The 16,431-nt window shown below is 68.7% G+C and carries 17 protein-coding genes; 5 read left to right on the top strand and 12 right to left on the bottom strand.

The features are described from left to right. Positions 1-120: 120 nt before the first annotated feature. Together AXA74_RS06285 and cueR are read left to right on the top strand one after the other, a co-directional pair. Positions 121-2,394 (top strand): heavy metal translocating P-type ATPase, encoded by a 2,274-nt coding sequence (locus tag AXA74_RS06285; RefSeq protein WP_029580762.1) that lies wholly within the window; start codon positions 121-123, stop codon positions 2,392-2,394. Next, positions 2,391-2,786, top strand: coding sequence for a Cu(I)-responsive transcriptional regulator (cueR, locus tag AXA74_RS06280; RefSeq protein ID WP_029580761.1), 396 nt, complete (start codon positions 2,391-2,393; stop codon positions 2,784-2,786). The genes AXA74_RS06285 and cueR overlap by 4 nt, the downstream gene beginning before the upstream one ends. On the opposite strand, the gene rlmD is transcribed toward cueR, so the two are convergent. The 7 genes from rlmD to surE all read right to left on the bottom strand — a co-directional run bounded on the left by rlmD (position 2,783) and on the right by surE (position 9,197). Continuing rightward, positions 2,783-4,177 (bottom strand): 23S rRNA (uracil(1939)-C(5))-methyltransferase RlmD, encoded by a 1,395-nt coding sequence (rlmD, locus tag AXA74_RS06275; RefSeq protein WP_032979541.1) that lies wholly within the window; start codon positions 4,175-4,177, stop codon positions 2,783-2,785. The two genes, cueR and rlmD, sit on opposite strands and share 4 nt — an antisense overlap. A 101-nt stretch (positions 4,178-4,278) precedes the next feature. Continuing rightward, positions 4,279-5,031 carry a TorF family putative porin gene (locus AXA74_RS06270; protein ID WP_032955234.1) on the bottom strand — a complete coding sequence of 251 codons (753 nt, stop codon included), beginning with the start codon at positions 5,029-5,031 and terminating at the stop codon, positions 4,279-4,281. A 287-nt stretch (positions 5,032-5,318) separates the two neighbouring features. After that, positions 5,319-5,894 carry a periplasmic heavy metal sensor gene (locus AXA74_RS06265; RefSeq protein ID WP_029580758.1) on the bottom strand — a complete coding sequence of 192 codons (576 nt, stop codon included), beginning with the start codon at positions 5,892-5,894 and terminating at the stop codon, positions 5,319-5,321. A 117-nt stretch (positions 5,895-6,011) separates the two neighbouring features. Further along, complete coding sequence (locus tag AXA74_RS06260; RefSeq protein ID WP_032979540.1) at positions 6,012-6,791, bottom strand: 3'-5' exonuclease; 780 nt, start codon at positions 6,789-6,791, stop codon at positions 6,012-6,014. Further along, positions 6,788-7,639, bottom strand: coding sequence for a peptidoglycan DD-metalloendopeptidase family protein (locus AXA74_RS06255; protein WP_029580756.1), 852 nt, complete (start codon positions 7,637-7,639; stop codon positions 6,788-6,790). Before AXA74_RS06255 ends, AXA74_RS06260 begins: the two co-directional genes overlap by 4 nt. Positions 7,640-7,656: 17 nt before the next feature. Continuing rightward, entirely contained in the window at positions 7,657-8,454 is a 798-nt protein-coding gene (locus AXA74_RS06250) for a protein-L-isoaspartate(D-aspartate) O-methyltransferase (RefSeq protein WP_029580755.1), read from the bottom strand. Next, complete coding sequence (gene surE, locus AXA74_RS06245) at positions 8,439-9,197, bottom strand: 5'/3'-nucleotidase SurE (RefSeq protein WP_029580754.1); 759 nt, start codon at positions 9,195-9,197, stop codon at positions 8,439-8,441. The genes AXA74_RS06250 and surE overlap by 16 nt, the downstream gene beginning before the upstream one ends. Before the next feature lie 167 nt (positions 9,198-9,364). Between surE and plsY the strand changes: the two genes are divergently transcribed. After that, positions 9,365-10,003 (top strand): glycerol-3-phosphate 1-O-acyltransferase PlsY, encoded by a 639-nt coding sequence (gene plsY, locus AXA74_RS06240; protein WP_029580753.1) that lies wholly within the window; start codon positions 9,365-9,367, stop codon positions 10,001-10,003. Here plsY and AXA74_RS06235 read toward each other — a convergent pair. The 4 genes from AXA74_RS06235 to AXA74_RS06220 are packed head-to-tail and all read right to left on the bottom strand — an operon-like array spanning position 10,000 to position 12,987. Then, positions 10,000-10,578 carry a DUF4286 family protein gene (locus tag AXA74_RS06235; RefSeq protein WP_029580752.1) on the bottom strand — a complete coding sequence of 193 codons (579 nt, stop codon included), beginning with the start codon at positions 10,576-10,578 and terminating at the stop codon, positions 10,000-10,002. The genes plsY and AXA74_RS06235 overlap by 4 nt on opposite strands. A 14-nt stretch (positions 10,579-10,592) precedes the next feature. Beyond that, a complete protein-coding gene (locus AXA74_RS06230; protein ID WP_029580751.1) occupies positions 10,593-11,126 on the bottom strand; it encodes a carboxymuconolactone decarboxylase family protein in 534 nt (177 codons plus the stop codon). A gap of 4 nt (positions 11,127-11,130) precedes the next feature. Then, entirely contained in the window at positions 11,131-12,090 is a 960-nt protein-coding gene (locus AXA74_RS06225) for a Bug family tripartite tricarboxylate transporter substrate binding protein (protein ID WP_032955208.1), read from the bottom strand. A gap of 30 nt (positions 12,091-12,120) precedes the next feature. Continuing rightward, a complete protein-coding gene (locus AXA74_RS06220) occupies positions 12,121-12,987 on the bottom strand; it encodes an amidohydrolase family protein (RefSeq protein ID WP_185843210.1) in 867 nt (288 codons plus the stop codon). Positions 12,988-13,103: 116 nt separating this feature from the next. On the opposite strand from AXA74_RS06220, the gene AXA74_RS06215 reads away from it, so the two are divergent. Then, a complete protein-coding gene (locus AXA74_RS06215) occupies positions 13,104-14,006 on the top strand; it encodes a LysR substrate-binding domain-containing protein (RefSeq protein WP_029580748.1) in 903 nt (300 codons plus the stop codon). A 3-nt stretch (positions 14,007-14,009) separates the two neighbouring features. On the opposite strand, the gene tsaD is transcribed toward AXA74_RS06215, so the two are convergent. Further along, entirely contained in the window at positions 14,010-15,047 is a 1,038-nt protein-coding gene (gene tsaD, locus AXA74_RS06210; RefSeq protein WP_029580747.1) for a tRNA (adenosine(37)-N6)-threonylcarbamoyltransferase complex transferase subunit TsaD, read from the bottom strand. An 85-nt stretch (positions 15,048-15,132) separates the two neighbouring features. Here tsaD and AXA74_RS06205 point away from each other — a divergent pair, with 85 nt between their 5' ends. After that, positions 15,133-16,425, top strand: coding sequence for an NCS2 family permease (locus tag AXA74_RS06205; RefSeq protein ID WP_029580746.1), 1,293 nt, complete (start codon positions 15,133-15,135; stop codon positions 16,423-16,425). Positions 16,426-16,431 lie beyond the last annotated feature (6 nt).

The following is a 16,431-nucleotide window of genomic DNA, read 5'->3' as shown; positions in this document are numbered from 1 at the left end:
ACCGCAAGACCCAGCTTAAAGATTCCCATAATGGGAAGGTCAAGCATAAAATAAAGGTTGACCTTCCCATTATGGCAAGGATCAGACTGCATGCATTGCAGACTCATGGGATTTTCCATCATGACCGCTTCCTCGCTTGCCTCCGGCCATCTCGAACTCGCCATCGAAGGCATGACCTGCGCCTCTTGCGTCAAGCGGGTCCAGAATGCGCTGGCCGCCGTGCCCGGCGTGAGCCAGGCCAATGTCAATCTGGCCACCGAGACGGCCCAGCTGGAGCTGCGCGATGCCGATCCCCAGGCGTTGGTGGCCGCCGTGGCCCGCGTCGGCTACGAGGCGCGGCCGCTGGCCGCCGATGACCACCATGCCGAAGCACTCGCCGGCCAGCGCGCCGCCGAGGCCGATCGCCTCAAGCGGGCCTTCGGCTGGTCGCTGGCGCTGACCCTGCCCGTCTTCATCCTGGAAATGGGTTCGCACCTGCTGCCCCCCATGCACCACTGGGTGATGGATACGCTGGGCCAGCAGAACAGCTGGCTACTGCAATTCGTGCTGACCACGCTGGTATTGGTGGGCCCGGGCCGGGCGTTCTTCAGCAAGGGCTTTGCGGCGCTGGCGCGCCGCGCCCCCGAAATGAACTCCCTGGTGGCCCTGGGCTCCGGGGCGGCCTGGGCGTATTCGGTCGTGGCCACCTTCGCGCCGCAGTGGCTGCCCGAAGCCTCGCGCAACGTCTATTTCGAAGCGGCCGCCGTCATCGTGACGCTCATCCTGCTTGGGCGCATGCTCGAGGCCCGCGCCAAGGGCAAGACGGGCGCGGCCATCCAGCGCCTGATCGGCCTGCAGCCGCGCACCGCGCGCGTGCTGCGGGATGGCCAGGCGGTGGATATCCCGATCGACCGCGTGCGCATGGGCGACATCGTGATGGTGCGGCCGGGCGAGAAGGTCCCCGTGGACGGCGAAATCACCGAGGGCCATTCCTATGTGGACGAGTCCATGCTGACAGGCGAGCCTGTGCCGGTCGAAAAGCAGGCCGGCGACCAGGCCACCGGCGGCACGTTGAACACCTCGGGCAGCTTCAGCCTGCGCGTGACCCATACCGGCTCGGACACCGTGCTGGCGCGCATCATCCGCATGGTGGAAAACGCCCAGGGCGCGCGCCTGCCCATCCAGGCCCTGGTCGACCAGGTCACCGCCTGGTTCGTGCCGGCCGTCATGGCCGCGGCCACCCTCACCTTCCTGGCCTGGCTGGTCTGGGGTCCCTCGCCGGTGCTGAGCCATGCCTTGGTGGCCGCCGTGGCGGTCCTCATCATCGCCTGCCCCTGCGCCATGGGCCTGGCCACGCCGACCTCCATCATGGTGGGCACCGGCCGCGCCGCCGAACTGGGCGTGCTCTTCCGCCAGGGCGATGCGCTGCAAGGCTTGCGCGAGGTCCGCAGTGTGGCCTTTGACAAGACCGGCACGCTGACCCTGGGCAAACCGACGCTGACCGATATCGCGGCGGCCCCGGGCATGGAGCGCGCCACGGTGCTGGGCTGGCTGGCCTCGGTACAGGCCCGCTCCGAACACCCCATCGCCCACGCCATCGTCACCGCCGCCCGCCAAGAGGGGCTGGCGCTGGCGCCGGCAGAGGCGTTCGAAGCCATCACGGGCGCCGGGGTGCGCGCCCGCGTCCAGGGCCGTAACATCGTCGCCGGCGCGGCCCGCCTGATGCAGGCCGAGCACGTGGATGTCTCCAGCTTTGGCGACCTGGCCCGCCAGTGGGGCGAGGCGGGCAAGACGCCCATCTACGTGGCCGCCGATGGCCGCGCCGTGGCCATGATGGCCATCGCCGATCCCATCAAGCCTTCGGCGCGCGCCGCGCTGCAGGCGCTGCACCGCCTGGGGGTGCGCACGGCCATGATCACGGGCGACAACCCCCATACGGCCGCGGCCGTGGCCCGCGAGCTGGGCATCGACGATGTGCGCGCCGAAGTCCTGCCCGACGGCAAGGTCGAAGCGCTGGAATCGCTGCGCGCCGCTTACGGCAAGGTCGCTTTCGTGGGCGACGGCATCAATGACGCGCCTGCGCTGGCGGCCGCCGACGTGGGCATCGCCATCGGCAGCGGCACCGATGTGGCCATCGAGGCCGCCTCGGTGGTGCTGATGGCCGAGGACCTGCGCGGCGTGCCCAATGCGCTGGCGCTCAGCCAGGCCACCATGCGCAACATCCGCCAGAATCTGTTCTGGGCCTTTGCCTATAACGCCGCCCTGATCCCGGTTGCCGCCGGCGTTCTCTACCCCGCCTTCGGCCTGCTGCTTTCGCCCATCTTCGCGGCCGGCGCCATGGCGCTGTCCAGCGTCTTCGTGTTGGGCAACGCGCTGCGGCTCAAGGCGTTGCGCCCCCTGGGAGACCACGCATGAATATCGGCCAGGCCGCGCAGGCCAGCGGCATTTCCGCCAAGATGATCCGCTATTACGAGAGCATCGGCCTCATCCATCCCGCCGCGCGCAGCGATTCGGGCTACCGGCGCTACGGGGAGGACGACCTGCACACGCTGCGCTTTATCCGGCGCGCGCGCAATCTGGGGTTTTCGGTCGAGCAGATGCAGGAGCTGCTGGCCCTATGGCGCGACCGCAGCCGCGCCAGCGCCGACGTCAAGCGCATCGCGCTGGAGCATGTGGCCGAACTGGAGCGCAAGGCCGCCGAGCTGCGCGAGATGGCCGATACGCTCAAGCACCTGGCCCATCATTGCCACGGCGATGACAGGCCGGACTGCCCCATCATCGCCGACCTGAGCCAGCCGCGGACTTAGGCCGCCTCCTGCGCCGCCTGCGCCTGTTCGGCCTTCAGGCGCGCCTGTTCCTGCACGCGCAGCACGTCCGCCTCGGGCAGCGACTCGAACACGGCGATGGATTCGACATGGCCGGTGTGCGGGAACATATTGATCACGCCGGCGGCCTTGAGCACATAACCGCCCTCATGGACCATGATGGCCGCGTCGCGCGCCAGCGTGGCCGGGTTACAGGACACGTACACGATGCGGCGCGGACGCTCGGCCGGCGTCAGCAGCGACAGGGCCTGCGCCACCGCTTGCGCGCCTTCGCGCGGCGGGTCGATCAGCATGCGGTCGAAGTAGCCCAGGCCGCGCAGCCAGGACACATCCACCTCGAACAGATTGAGCGTCGCGAAGCGGGTGCGGGCGGCCAGGCCGTGGCGCGCGGCGGCTTCGAGCGCCCGGTCGGTCAAGGCCTTGCTGCCCTCCACGCCCACCGCCTCGCGGCCGCGGGTGGCCAGCGGCAGCGTGAAATTGCCCAGGCCGCAGAACAGGTCCGCCACGCGGTCGGTCGGCTGGACATCCAGCAGGGTCAGGGCGCGCGACACCATGGACCGGTTGATGGCATGGTTGACCTGCGTGAAATCGGTGGGCCGGTATGGCATGCGCAGGCCGAACTCGGGCATGCTGTAGGCCAGGGCATCGGCGTGGGCCGGATCCAGCGCATGCACGGTGTCCGGGCCCTTGGGCTGCAGCCACCACTGCACATCGTGCTGGGCGGCAAAGTCGCGCAGGATGGCGATATCCTGGTCGCTGAGCGGCTCGAGATGGCGCAGGACCAGGGCCGTCACGGCGTCGCCCAGCGCGACCTCGATCTGCGGCATGCGGTCAGGGCGCGACATGGCCGCGATCATGCCGCGCAAAGGCATCAGCAGCGCGCTCACATGAGGCGGCAGCACATGGCATTCGCGCATATCGGCCACATAGCTGCTCTTGCGCTCATGGAAACCGACCAGCACGCCACCTTTCTTCGGCACGACGCGCACCGACAAACGGGCGCGATAGCGATAGCCCCAGGTCGGGCCGTGCAGGGGCGGCAGCACGCGCTGCGGCCGGATCTTGCCCACGTGCCAGAAAGTGTCCTCGAGCGCGCGCTGCTTGATGGCGACCTGGGAGGTCGGCTCCAAGTGCTGCATGGCGCAGCCGCCACAGACCCCGAAATGCGGGCAGCGCGGCGCCACCCGTTGCGACGAAGGCCTGAGCACCGTCTCGACGCGGGCGATCTCATAGGAAGGTTTTTTGCGCACGGTGGCGGCGAGCACGCGCTCGCCCGGCAGGGCGCCTTCCACGAACACCACTTTGCCATCGCGGCGGGCAATACCCCTGGCTTCCAGGTCCAGGGACTCGATATTCAGAACTTCGTCGGCCATCTTGCAAGCGTCCAGATTCTTAGACAGCCGAGCATTGTAATCGTGCCCGCGGCGCCGGGTGGCCGGAGCCCCCGCCCGGCCGGCACCCGGCGCCGCCGGGGTCAGAAGCTGCGCGATACCGAAAAGACGGCGCCCAGGCGGCCCGAGGGATGGCCGTACTTGGTAGGCAGCCAGTTGTCCTTGCTCGCACCCACGGCGGCCAGGCCCAGCACCCAGCCCTTCAGGTCCTTGGTGATGCCCAGCTTGTAGTCCACATAATGACCGATCTCGTCGCCGTTCATATTGACCTGGTTCTTGAGCTTTTGATAGCCCAGGTGCCCGACCAGGCCCCAGCCGTCGCCCAGGTCGAAGTTGGCCGTGCCGTCCAGGTACCAGGTGCCCTTGGTGTCCGGCGCGCTGAAGAAATCGCTGGGGGTATACGAGTACTTCAGCGAGTAATTGGCATAGCTCACGCCGATATAGAGATCGGTGTTGTTGTAGTTGCCGCCCTTGGGCGAGCTGGAGCCCGGGTAGTAATAGTGCAGCACGCCCACATCGAGGCCCAGGCCGCCGCCCACATCGCCCTTCCAGCCGCCGTAGAAATCCATTTCCAGGTTGCCGTCGGTGAACACGAAGCTGGAGACGTTGGAGTTCCAGTTGCCAAGGTAGAAGCCCGAGCTGTGGTTCAGGTCGAAGCCCAGCTGCACGGCCGGGCGGAAATCGGTCTGCGAGTATCCACGGAAGCGGTAGTCGCTGACGATGGCGGCATTGCCGCTCAGGGAGAAGCCGGCGCCCAGGTCAGTGGGTTCCGCATGCGCGGGGAACACCGTGACGGCGCCAAGCGCCAGAGGCAGGCAAAGCAAGGTCTTCTTCATCATTCCTGGATCCTGATTGATTGGATGTGGGGCAGACGCCAGGCGTCCGTCCTGCCGACCGTGTGGGCTGACCGGCGCACACAATCAGAAGCATTTTCCGTGCCAGGTTTTTGAAAGCGTCCTGCCCTATCTGCGCCCCTCTTCATTGCACTATTGCGGTGCCAGCTGCAATTCAGGGACAGGCCGATAGCCTTGAAATGGTGAAACCCTCGTCGCCACGCCCCAGGATGGCGCGCAAATTGAAAAACCCGGCCGAAGCCGGGTTTTCGTCATCCGCCGAGGACGGTTTACTGGGCCGCGGCGGCCGGTTGGGCTTCGGCGCCGGGTTGGGCGGGGCGGCCCGGACGGTGTTCGCCGCGCTTGGCGTGGCGCTCCTGCATCTTGGCCACGCGCTCTTTGACGATCTGCGTTACCTGGGCGCGTTGGCCGTCGTTCAGGCTATCCCACACGGCCAGCCACCGATCGCGCAGCTGGGTCTGCTGGCCTTCGAACTGCTGGCGGCGCTTGTCGCCTTCGGCGGCCAGGGCGCGCGGATCGAGCTTGCCCGCCTTGAGCTGGGCGTCAAGCAGCTCATGCTGGCCGCGGCCGGCATCGCGGCGCGCCTGCATCGCCTGGCGGGAGGCATCGCGGGCCTGGTCGAACAGGGCCTGCTGCTTGGCGTCGAGCTTGAGCGCCTCGACCTGCGCCTTGGACAGGGGCCCCAGGCCAGGCACCCACAGGCCGTCACGTTCCATCATGGGACCGCGATGATGGGCTGCCGCGGGCGCCGTGCCGGGCGCGGCGATGGCGGGCGCGACCGCCGTGCCGGCGGCAATCGCCATGGCCAGGGCGGCGAGCGAGGAACGAATAGCGGATCGGGACATGGTTGATCTCCTGAATTGAAAGAATGCAGGGTCATTGTGCGAGCCCGCGGATTTCATTCAGGTTTCAGTCAAGCCAGGCAATGTTTCAGTCGATTGCTTGCCGGCTCCGGCGGCGGCTCAGCTCGCGTCCCAGGCCGCCAGGTATTCTTTCCAGTGCGGCGCATCGCTGGCGGCCAGCGTGTCGCGCACCAGGGCGATCTCGGCGTCATAGGCCGCGTGATCCAGCTCGCCGCGCAAAAAGCGGAAGCGGCAATAGACCAGCCAGGTGTTGACGACGTCGGTCTCGCAATAGGCCCGCACGGCGTCGGCCTGGCCTTGGTTCCAGGCTTCCCAGACCTTGCTGCCGTCCATGCCCAGCTTGCCCGGAAAGCCGCAAAGCTTGGCCAGCTCGTCCAGCGGCGCATTGGCGCGGCCGTTGTACTTGGCCAGCACATCCATGAGATCGAGATGGCGGGTGTGATAGCGGCTCAGGTAGTTGTTGTACTTGAAATCGCGATCCTCGTCGCCCCAATCCCAGTAGCGCGGGGCGGGCACGCCATGGATGAGACTGCGGTAGTGCAACACGGGCAGGTCGAACCCGGAGCCATTCCAGCTCACCAGCCGCGGCGTGTAGCGCTCGATGGTCTTGAAAAAGCCGGCCAGCAGCGCGGCTTCGGGATCATCGGGCTGGCCCAGCGTCTTGACGCGAAAGCCCTGGTCATCGCGGAACACACAGCCCACCACCGCCACGCGGTGCAGGTGCAGCGGCAGGAAATCGTGGCCGACCGCCTCGCGGCGCGCCGCGAAGGCGCGCTCGGCGACTTCGGTGTCGTTGAGGTCCGGGCCCCAGCCGTGCAGCCGGCGCAAGCCGGCCACATCGGGCAGGGTCTCGAGGTCGAAAACCAGGGTGGGTGTCATCGCGCCGGCAGATATTGCATGGGATCGACCGGCGTGCCCTGGCGCCGGATCTCGAAATGCAGCTTGGGCGCGTTGGTGTCGGACTGCCCGAGCTCGGCGATCTTGGCGCCGCGCTTGACGTCCTGGCCGGTCTTCACGAGCAGGGCCCGGTTATGGGCATACGCCGTGATGAAGCCGTTCTGGTGATTGATGATGATCAGGTTGCCCAGGCCGCGCACGCCGTTGCCGCTGTACATGACCTTGCCGTCGGCGGCGGCCACGACCGGGTCGCCCGGATTGCCGGCGATGTCGATGCCCTTGCTGTTGGCATTGAAAGTCTGCAGGATCTGGCCGGTGGAGGGCCAGCCCCAGTTGATCACGCCGGCATCGGCAGCTCGCGTGACGGGCTTGGTTTCGGCCGGCGCGGGAGCCGGCGTGGCCGGGGTGGCCGGCGCCGGGGCGGGCTCGCCGCCCGTGGCGCCGCCTTCGGCCGGCTCGAGCGGCTTGGCCGGGATCTTGCCGCCGGTGATGGGTTGCGGCTGGCCGCCGCCGCTGCCCGACAGCTTGAGCACCTGGCCCACGTGGATCTGGTTGGGATCGGACAGGTTGTTCAGACGCTTGATCGTGTCGACGTCGACGTTGTTGGCGCGCGCGATCTTGAACAGGGTGTCGCCAGATTTGACAACATAGCTTCCCGGCGTGGCCGAGGCGGTGGAAGCCGGCGGGTTGGTCAGGTCGACCACCGGCGCGCGCTGGCCCTTGCTGGCGCAGCCGGCCAGGGCGATCAGGCCCAGCACGCCTAGCCAGCGCACGGACCGGTTGGTATTCATGAAAAAAGTCCCGGTCAGTGGCAACTGCCCGTTGAGCATACGTATCTCCTGTTTGCTCAAGATTGTATTCCTGCCTTCAAAGGAACGAACCGCACGGCCTCAAGCTCCGTGCGCTTCCAGCTTGCGGTGCCGGTTCGTTCTATTAGTACCAGCCGCTGGCTGGTCGAGCCCTCGGGCGCGATCAGCCGGCCGCCCGGCGCCAATTGGTTCAAGAGCGCCTGGGGAATGGCCAGGCCGGCGGCAGCCACAACAATAGCATCGAATGGCGCCACACCGGGAACGCCCTGGGTGCCATCGCCGTAGATCAGCCGCACGCGCGTGGTGAGCTTGAGGGCGCGCAGATTGGTGCGCGCCAATTCATAGAGGCCGCGGATGCGCTCGATGGCGTGCACTTCCCTCACGAACTGGGCCAGCACGGCGGCCTGATAGCCGCAGCCGGCGCCGACCTCCAGCACCCGCGTGGGCGTGCGGCCCTCGCAGACGGCGGCGATCATGCGCGCCACCGCCCAGGGCTGCGAAATGGTTTGGGAGTGCCCGATGGGCAAGGCGGCATCCTCGTAGGCGCGGCTGGCCAGGGCCTCGTCGACGAACAGGTGGCGCGGCACGGCGGCCATGGCGTCGAGCACGCGGTCGTCGGTTGCGCCCTGCTGGCGCAGGCGCTGCACCATGGCCTGGCGCAGGCGGTCGGAGTTCAAGCCCAGGTTGGCCGGGCCCGCGGCCGGCTTCAGGGGCTCGGGACGCTGCAGGGTGGCGGCCGAAATGCGGGTATTGCTGTTGGCCGGCGTGTAGCCCGGCCCCAGGCCCTGGCGCGGATAGCCGCCCGCGCCTTCCTTGGGGTCTATACGTTTGCGCATAGGGGGCTCGCCCATTGGCCGACCAGATCGAGCTGGGCGTGTTGTGTCAGGTCCAGCCGCAGGGGGGTGAGCGACACCGCGCCTTCGGTGATGGCGTGGAAGTCCGTGCCCGGGGCGGCATCGGCGGCCAGGCCCACCGGGCCGATCCAGTACACCGTATCGCCATAGGGCGTGGTGGTCCGGACCACGGGCTCGGAAGGATGGCGCTTGCCCAGGCGGGTCACGCGCAGGCCGCGCATGTCCTCGTAGGGCCGGTTGGGGATGTTGACGTTGAGCAGGATGGGCGCGGCCAGGGGCTCGGCGATCTGGCGCTCGACCACGCGGCGCGCGGCGCGCGCGGCCGACTCCAGGTGGGCCCACCCTTTTTCGACCAGCGAGAAGGCGATCGACGGGATGCCGAACAGATAGCCCTCGCTGGCGGCGGCCACCGTGCCTGAATACAGGGTGTCGTCGCCCATGTTGGCGCCGTTGTTGATGCCGGAGACGACCAGGTCGGGCCGCGCGTCCATCAGGCCGGTCAGCGCGACGTGGACGCAATCCGAGGGCGTGCCGTTGACATAGACGAAACCATTGGATGCCGTGCGTACGGTCAGCGGCCGGTTCAGGGTGAGCGAGTTGGAGGCGCCGCTGTGATTGGTTTCCGGCGCGACCACCGTCAGCTCGCCCAGGCCCGAGAGCGCGTCGACCAGCGCTTCCAGTCCGGGCGCGTTATAGCCATCGTCGTTGGAAACCAGAATCCGCATTACATCTCCACAAGGCGGCCAGCGGCCGACAGGCTGCGATTGTACCGTTACCACGATGACAATCGGCGCAAGAACGGGTGGACAGCGGCGGTCGGCGGGGTAGAATCGCCAGCCACGACACCATGCGGCGCTCCCGGCGCCGCCCACCAAAGGGATTCTGATACGCCATGGTTCTGACCGAGCCCTCGCCGCTGTTCGCCGTGCTTCTCATCGTGCTGGCCTACCTGGTCGGCTCCATTCCCTTCGCGGTGGTCGTCAGCAAGCTCATGGGCCTGCAGGACCCGCGCAGCTACGGGTCCGGCAACCCCGGCGCCACCAATGTGCTGCGCACCGGCAACAAGGCGGCCGCCGCCCTGACCCTGCTGGGCGACGCGGCCAAGGGCTGGTTCGCCGTCTGGCTGGCGGTCCAGCTGGCGCCGGGCCTGTCGGCCCTGACCTATGCGCTGGTGATGCTGGCCGTCTTCCTGGGCCACCTCTACCCGGTCTTCCTGGGTTTCAAGGGCGGCAAGGGCGTGGCCACGGCGCTGGGCGTCCTGTTCGCCCTCAGCCCCTGGCTGGCGCTGGCCACCGTGGCGACCTGGCTCATCGTGGCGGTGTTCTCGCGCTACTCGTCGCTGGCCGCCCTGGTGGCGGCCTTTTTCGCCCCGGTGTACTACTTCTTCGGCGGCGGCGTGGCCTGGAACATGAGCGCCCCGGCCGCCGCCGCCCTGGTCGCCATCAGCGCCCTGCTCTTTTACCGCCACAGCGCCAATATCGACCGGCTGCTCAAGGGCAAGGAAAGCCGCATCGGCAGCAAGAAGGCCTAGCCGGCCAGCTTGCGGAACATCGTGCGCCGCGTGTTGCAGAAGGCCGGGCGCACGCGCGAACTCCAATCGCTGGCGCGCACCGCCAGCCAGGGCTCGCTGCCGAAGGTCTCCCGGGTCACCAGGTCATAGGCCGCGTGATAGCGCGGGCTGCCGTCGGGGCAGCGCCAGCGTCGCGCGCGCACCGTGCCCGGCACCCCGGCCAGGCCGGGCAGGTGCTCGTCTTCGTACCAGGCATTGAAATCCGTCTCCCTCTCCGGCAGCACATCGGTCTCGACCACATAGTGCCAGGCGGCAGCCTGCCCGTCGGAGCGGCCCGGCAGGTCGGTCAACAGGTCCAGCACGCGGGTCTGCGCCCCGGGGTAGCGCTCATCGACCAGGGCCCGCATGGCCGCCAGGCCCTGGACCGAGGCGGAACTGCAATAGACATAACTGAAGTCGCTGCCGGCATCGACGGCAACGCAGATCTCCACGCGCGCCTGCGGGCAGGCCGCCAGCATATGGCCGCGCAGATCGCGGGCGTCGGCCTCATCGAGGGCCTGGCCCATGATGCGCAGCAAAAGGGTTTGCATCGGCATGGTCGTCATCCGGGTCAATGGCCCACCCGCAAGGCGACGAGCAAGCGGGAGACCATGTTATAGGCGGCCGCCGTGGCGGTCAGGTCCAGCAGCCCCTGCTCGGTGAAATGCGCGCGCAGGGGATCGAAGACCGCGTCAGGTACGTCGATGTCGCGCGTCATGGCGTCCGTATAGGCCAGGGCTTCGGCCTCGCCGGGCGCCAGGCCAGGGATCTCGGCCGGCGCCGGATGGGCGCGCAGCGCCTGCAACGTCCCGGGCGCCACGCCGGCAGCCAGGGCATGCGGCACATGGGCTTCGAACTCATAGGGCGCGCGGTTGAGGATGGCCACCCGCAGGATAACCAGCTCGCGCAGGCGCGCCGGCAGCGAATTGCGGTTGCGCACCGCGCTCAGCATGGCTTCCCACCCTTCGCAGACCGGGGGACTGTTGAGCAGCACCTGGTAAAGCGGGGAGATGCGGCCGCGCGCGGCCTGGATGCGGGCCTCCAACGGCGCCAATTCGGGGCGGGAGCCCGGCGCCACGGGCGCCAGGCGGGATGCTTCGGTCATGCGCTTACTCCGGTTTGATCTGTTTGCGCTCGATCAGCGAGGACCATTTCTGGCGGTCCTGCTGGATAAGGGCCGCGAACGCCTCGGGCGTGGACGGCGCCGGCTCGGCGCCGAAGGCCTGCAGGCGCTGGCGCGTGCCGGCGTCCTCCAGCGTGGCGCGCACGGCCTGGTTCAGTGTAGCGATCGTCGCGGGCGGCGTGGCGGCCGGCGCGAGCAAGCCGTACCAGTTATTGGATTCCACGCCGGCGATGCCCTGCTCGGCCAGGGTAGGCACCTGCGGCAGCAGGGGATGGCGGGCCGGTGCGGCCAGCCCCAGGGCCTTGAGCTTGCCGCTCTGGATATGGCCGATCAGGCCGGGCACGTCGCCGAAAAAGCCCGCGACCTGGTTGCCCATCACATCATTGATGACCGGGGCGGCGCCCTTGTAGGGCACGTGCATGACCTTGGCCTGGCTGGCATCGGCGAACATCTCCAGGGTCAGGTGCGGAATGCTGCCCACGCCGGACGAGCCGATCGCCACGGGCTGCGAGCCTGCCTTGGAACGCTGGACGAAATCGGCCGCGTCCTTGGCGGGATTGGCCGGATTCACCACGAAGACGGTCGCGTTATTGACCACCAGGGACACCGGCGCGAAGTCTTCCGTGGGCCGGTACGGCAGGTCTTTGTAGAGCGCCGGGCTGATGGCCACGGCCCCCACGCTGGTCAAGAACAGCACCGAGCCGTCGGCCGGCGCCTTGGCGACGAAGGCCGCGCCGATGTTGCCGTTGGCGCCGGCCTTGTTCTCGACGATGACTTGGCGGCCCAGCGCTTTGCCCAGGCGCTCGGCCAGCACGCGGCCCACGAGGTCGACCGGGCCGCCCGGCGGGAAGGCCACGATCAGGCGCACCGGCTGTTCGGCACGGGCGGGCGCGCCGCCGGCCAGGGCGCACAGGGCCAGCGCGCAGGCGATTAGGGATTTTTTCATGTCTGTCTCCTGTTATGGGATGGGCTAGGGTCAGTCGGATGCGTACAGCCGGGCGGGGTTGTCGACGAGGATGGCCTGGCGCAGCGCCGCATCGGGCACGGCCAGGAACAGGGCATCGGCCAGCTCGCCGTCGTCGGGCATATCGCCGCGCACATTCGGGTGCGGCCAGTCGCTGCCCCAGAGCACGCGCGCCGGCATGGCCTCGGCCAAGGCCCGCATGAAAGGCAGACCCTCGTGGAAAGGCCGCCTGCCCTGGCTGATGCGGTCGATGCCGGAAATCTTGACCCAGGCGCCGGGTTCGCCGGCCAGCCCCAGCAAGCCCCGGAAAGCCGGATCGTCCAGGCCGCGGGCGGCCTGCACCCGGCCCATGTGGTCCACCACATAGGGCAGCGGCAGGCGCTTGAGCAGGGGCAGGAGAGCCGGCAGGCCGGCCCCGTCGACGTGCAGGCACAGATGCCAGCCCAGCGGCGCGATGCGCGCGGCCAGGGCGAGCACCGTGGCCGCGTCGGGCGGCGTGCCCAGATGCGGCACGAAATTCAGACGGGCGCCGCGCACGCCGGCCGCGTGCAGGGCCCGCAGGCCGGCCTCGGCGATATCGGGCGCCACGACCGCCACGCCCCGGTAGCGCCCCTCGGAGCGCGCCAGCGCGTCCAGCAAGGCGCTGTGGTCCGAGCCATGGCAGGCGGCCTGCACCACCACCGCGCGCGCCACCCCGAGATGCCGATGCAGCGCGGCCAGTTTCTCGTAGGGCGCGTCAGGCGGCGTGTAGCTGCGGCCGTCGGCATAGGGAAAGCGCTCGTGCGGCCCGAACACATGGCAATGCGTGTCCCAGGCGCCCGGCGGCAAGGCATGGCCGGGAGGGCTGGGATGGTCTAGCGGAGGCAGGCAATCCGGCATCGTGCACCCAAGAAGAGAAAGACCGCCATGTTGCGCGCCCGGCCACCACCTAACAATGCTATATCTATGATTTCAGTTATGCTTTTGTTCTATATCGTCAGCGAAGCACCAGGCGCATGGACCTCAAACAGATCGAATACTTCGTGAACGTGGCCGAACGCCGCAGTTTCTCGCGCGCGGCCGAAGCGCTGGACGTGGCCCAGCCCACGCTCAGCCGCCAGGTCCGCCTGCTGGAGCTCGAACTGGAGCAGCATTTGCTCTACCGCAACGGGCGCGGCGCCGAACCCACCGAGGCCGGCTTGCGCTTTCTGGGGCATGCGCGCGGCCTGCTGGCCCTGGCCGAACGGGCGCGCGAGGATTTGCGCGGCCTGCGCGCCACGCCCAGCGGCAAAGTGGTCGTGGGCCTGCCGCCGCGTATCGCGCGCGTGCTCACCCCGCCCTTGGTGGCGGCTTTCCGGCAGGCCTATCCGGAGGCCGCCATCACGGTGGCCGAGGGCCTGTCGGCACAGATGCGCGAATGGCTGCTGTCGGGCCGCGTGGAGCTCGCCCTGCTCTATGACCCGCCGGCCACCCCGCAGCTGGCGACCGAACTGCTGCTGCGCGAGGAGCTGGTGCTGGTGGCCGCGCGCCAGCGCCAGCCGGCCTTGCCCGAGCGGCTGGCCCTGGCCGACCTGGCCGGCATCCCGCTCATCCTGCCCAGCCTGCCCAATGCCATCCGCACCCTGGTCGAAGGCGTGTGCCGGCGCCATGGCGTGCGCCTGAACGTGGTGACCGAGGTGGATGCCGTGCAGACCATCGTGGAGCTGGCCTCCCAAGGCCAGGCCTGCGCGCTCCTGCCTCGCTCGGCCGCCCTGGACGACGGCGCGCTGGCGGTCTGCCGCATCGAGGCGCCGCGGATCCGCAATCAGCTGGTGCTGGCCACGCCCCGCCAGCGGCCCGCCACCCGCCTGGCCGAGGCCACGGCCAGGCTGATGCGCGGCATGGATCTGCAGGCGCTGCTGTACCGGCAGCCGGCCTAGCGTTCAGGCCGCCTTGAGTTCGTCCAGGTCCCAGCGCGGGCGCACGGTGAAAGCGTGGTCGCCTTCGGCCAGGTCGGCCAGGCCGGCCTTGACACGTTCGGCCGCGGCGAAGGCGATCATGGCGCCGTTGTCGGTGCACAGCGCAAGCGGCGGAAAATAGGCGGTGGCCTTCATGCGGGGCAGCACCTCGCCCAGGCGCTGGCGCAGCAGCTGGTTGGCGCCCACGCCGCCGGCCACCACCAGCCGGCGCAAGCCGGTGTCTTTGAGCGCCCGGATGGACTTGGCGGCCAGCACCTCGATGATGGCCGCCTGCGTCGCCGCGGCGAGGTCAGCGCGTGTCCGCGCATCGAGTTCGCCATGCTGGGCGGCGGCCTTGACGCGGGTGAGCACCGCCGTCTTCAGGCCACTGAAACTGAAATCCAGGTCGCCGCTGTGCAGCATCGGCCGCGGCAGCTCGAAACGGCCGGCATCGCCCTGCTCGGCCAGGCGCGACAGCGCCGGGCCGCCGGGATAGCCCAGGCCCAGCAGCTTGGCCGATTTGTCGAAGGCCTCGCCCGCCGCGTCGTCCAGCGTCTCGCCCAGCAGGGTGTAGCGGCCCACGCCGTCGACCCGCATGAGCTGGGTATGGCCGCCCGACACCAGCAAGGCCACGAAAGGGAAGTCCGGCCGGGGATCGGCCAGCAGCGGCGAGAGCAGATGCCCTTCGAGGTGGTGGATGGCGATGGCCGGCAACCCCAGGGACCAGGCCAGCGATTGGGCCACGCTGGCGCCCACCAGCAAGGCGCCGGCCAGCCCCGGGCCGGCCGTATAGGCCACCGCGCCGATATCGGCGCGCCGCAGGCCGGCGCTGGCCAGCACTTCGCGCGTCAGCGGCACGATGCGGCGGATATGGTCGCGCGAGGCCAGCTCGGGCACCACGCCGCCGTATTCCTGGTGCATCGCGATTTGCGAATGCAGCGCATGGGCCAGCAGGCCGCGTTGCGTACAAACGGCAGCCACGCCCGTTTCGTCGCAAGAGCTTTCAAAACCGAGAATAATCATGGCCCTGGAGTTTACACGGTGCCAAAATACGCCATGCGCGGGGGGGCCGCGCTTTTTCTTAATCCGCACGCTACCGGGAATAATAATGCTGGAGAAGCTATTCAAACTGCGCGAGCACGGCACCTCGGCCAAGACCGAAGTCGTCGCCGGGCTGACGACCTTCCTGACGATGTCATACATCATCTTCGTCAACCCGGACATCCTGTCCTCGACCGGCATGGACCGCGACGCGGTCTTCGTGGCCACCTGCCTGGCGGCGGCGCTCGGTTCGCTCATCATGGCCCTGGTGGCCAACTGGCCGATCGGCATGGCCCCGGGCATGGGGCTGAACGCCTTTTTCGCCTTCACCGTGGTCAAGACCATGGGCTACACCTGGGAGCAGGCGCTGGGCGCGGTGTTCATCTCCGGCGTCATCTTCCTCATCCTGACCATCTCCGGCATCCGGGCCTGGCTGATCCGCGGCATCCCGCACTCGCTGCGCAGCGCCATCGCCGCCGGTATCGGCCTGTTCCTGGCCATCATCGCGCTGTCGAACGCCGGCATCGTCGTCCCCCACCCCGCCACCAAGGTGACGCTGGGCGACCTGCGCGGCCACGCGCCGCTGTTCGCCATCCTGGGTTTCTTCATCATCGCCGTGCTCGATGCGCTGCGCGTGCGCGGCGCCATCCTGATCGGCATCCTGGTGGTGACGGTGCTGTCCATGGCGCTGGGCTACAACGACTTCAAGGGCGTGTTCGCCGCGCCGCCCAGCCTGGCGCCCACCTTCATGAAGCTGGACATCATGGGGGCGCTGCATGCCGGTTTCGTGCACGTCATCCTGGTCTTCGTGCTGGTCGAAGTGTTCGACGCCACCGGCACGCTGATGGGCGTGGCCAAGCGCGCCGGGCTGGTCCCCGAAGACCGGCCCAACCGCCTGGGCCGCGCGCTGTTCGCCGACAGCACCGCCATCGTGGCCGGTTCGGTGCTGGGCACCAGCAGCACCACGGCCTATGTCGAAAGCGCCTCGGGCGTGCAGGCGGGCGGACGCACCGGCATGACCGCCCTGGTCGTGGCGCTGCTGTTCCTTGCCGCGCTGTTCATCTCGCCGCTGGCCGGGTCGGTGCCCGCCTACGCCACCGCGCCCGCCCTGCTCTATGTCGCCGGCCTGATGATGCGCGAGCTGATCGATATCGATTGGGACGACGTCTCGGAAGCCACGCCGGCCGCGCTGACCGCGCTGGTCATGCCCTTCACGTACTCCATCGCCAATGGCCTGGCCTTCGGTTTCATCAGCTATGTGGTGCTCAAGACCTTCACCGGCCGCATCCGCGACGTGCACCCCGCGACCTGGCTGGTGGCCGCGCTCTTCGTGGTCCGCTACGCCTTCTTCCCCGAGTGAATCCGG

Origin of the sequence: Bordetella hinzii LMG 13501, from assembly GCF_001548475.1 — a bacterium.
Taxonomy (GTDB): Bacteria; Pseudomonadota; Gammaproteobacteria; order Burkholderiales; family Burkholderiaceae_B; genus Bordetella; species Bordetella hinzii.
The sequence above is the reverse complement of the archived record's forward strand: the minus strand, read 5'-3'. Positions and strand labels throughout refer to the sequence as shown.

Excerpts from the sequence above, each read along its gene's own strand:
- AXA74_RS06220 (WP_185843210.1), bottom strand. The coding sequence starts at position 12,987 with ATGCCGGATTGCCTGCCTCCGCTAGACCATCCCAGCCCTCCCGGCCAT.
- AXA74_RS06285 (WP_029580762.1), top strand. The coding sequence starts at position 121 with ATGACCGCTTCCTCGCTTGCCTCCGGCCATCTCGAACTCGCCATCGAA.
- AXA74_RS06215 (WP_029580748.1), top strand. The coding sequence starts at position 13,104 with ATGGACCTCAAACAGATCGAATACTTCGTGAACGTGGCCGAACGCCGC.
- AXA74_RS06235 (WP_029580752.1), bottom strand. The coding sequence starts at position 10,578 with ATGCCGATGCAAACCCTTTTGCTGCGCATCATGGGCCAGGCCCTCGAT.
- cueR (WP_029580761.1), top strand. The coding sequence starts at position 2,391 with ATGAATATCGGCCAGGCCGCGCAGGCCAGCGGCATTTCCGCCAAGATG.
- AXA74_RS06260 (WP_032979540.1), bottom strand. The coding sequence starts at position 6,791 with ATGACACCCACCCTGGTTTTCGACCTCGAGACCCTGCCCGATGTGGCC.
- AXA74_RS06270 (WP_032955234.1), bottom strand. The coding sequence starts at position 5,031 with ATGAAGAAGACCTTGCTTTGCCTGCCTCTGGCGCTTGGCGCCGTCACG.
- AXA74_RS06265 (WP_029580758.1), bottom strand. The coding sequence starts at position 5,894 with ATGTCCCGATCCGCTATTCGTTCCTCGCTCGCCGCCCTGGCCATGGCG.
- AXA74_RS06205 (WP_029580746.1), top strand. The coding sequence starts at position 15,133 with ATGCTGGAGAAGCTATTCAAACTGCGCGAGCACGGCACCTCGGCCAAG.
- AXA74_RS06255 (WP_029580756.1), bottom strand. The coding sequence starts at position 7,639 with ATGCTCAACGGGCAGTTGCCACTGACCGGGACTTTTTTCATGAATACC.
- AXA74_RS06225 (WP_032955208.1), bottom strand. The coding sequence starts at position 12,090 with ATGAAAAAATCCCTAATCGCCTGCGCGCTGGCCCTGTGCGCCCTGGCC.
- surE (WP_029580754.1), bottom strand. The coding sequence starts at position 9,197 with ATGCGGATTCTGGTTTCCAACGACGATGGCTATAACGCGCCCGGACTG.
- AXA74_RS06230 (WP_029580751.1), bottom strand. The coding sequence starts at position 11,126 with ATGACCGAAGCATCCCGCCTGGCGCCCGTGGCGCCGGGCTCCCGCCCC.
- rlmD (WP_032979541.1), bottom strand. The coding sequence starts at position 4,177 with ATGGCCGACGAAGTTCTGAATATCGAGTCCCTGGACCTGGAAGCCAGG.
- tsaD (WP_029580747.1), bottom strand. The coding sequence starts at position 15,047 with ATGATTATTCTCGGTTTTGAAAGCTCTTGCGACGAAACGGGCGTGGCT.
- AXA74_RS06250 (WP_029580755.1), bottom strand. The coding sequence starts at position 8,454 with ATGCGCAAACGTATAGACCCCAAGGAAGGCGCGGGCGGCTATCCGCGC.
- plsY (WP_029580753.1), top strand. The coding sequence starts at position 9,365 with ATGGTTCTGACCGAGCCCTCGCCGCTGTTCGCCGTGCTTCTCATCGTG.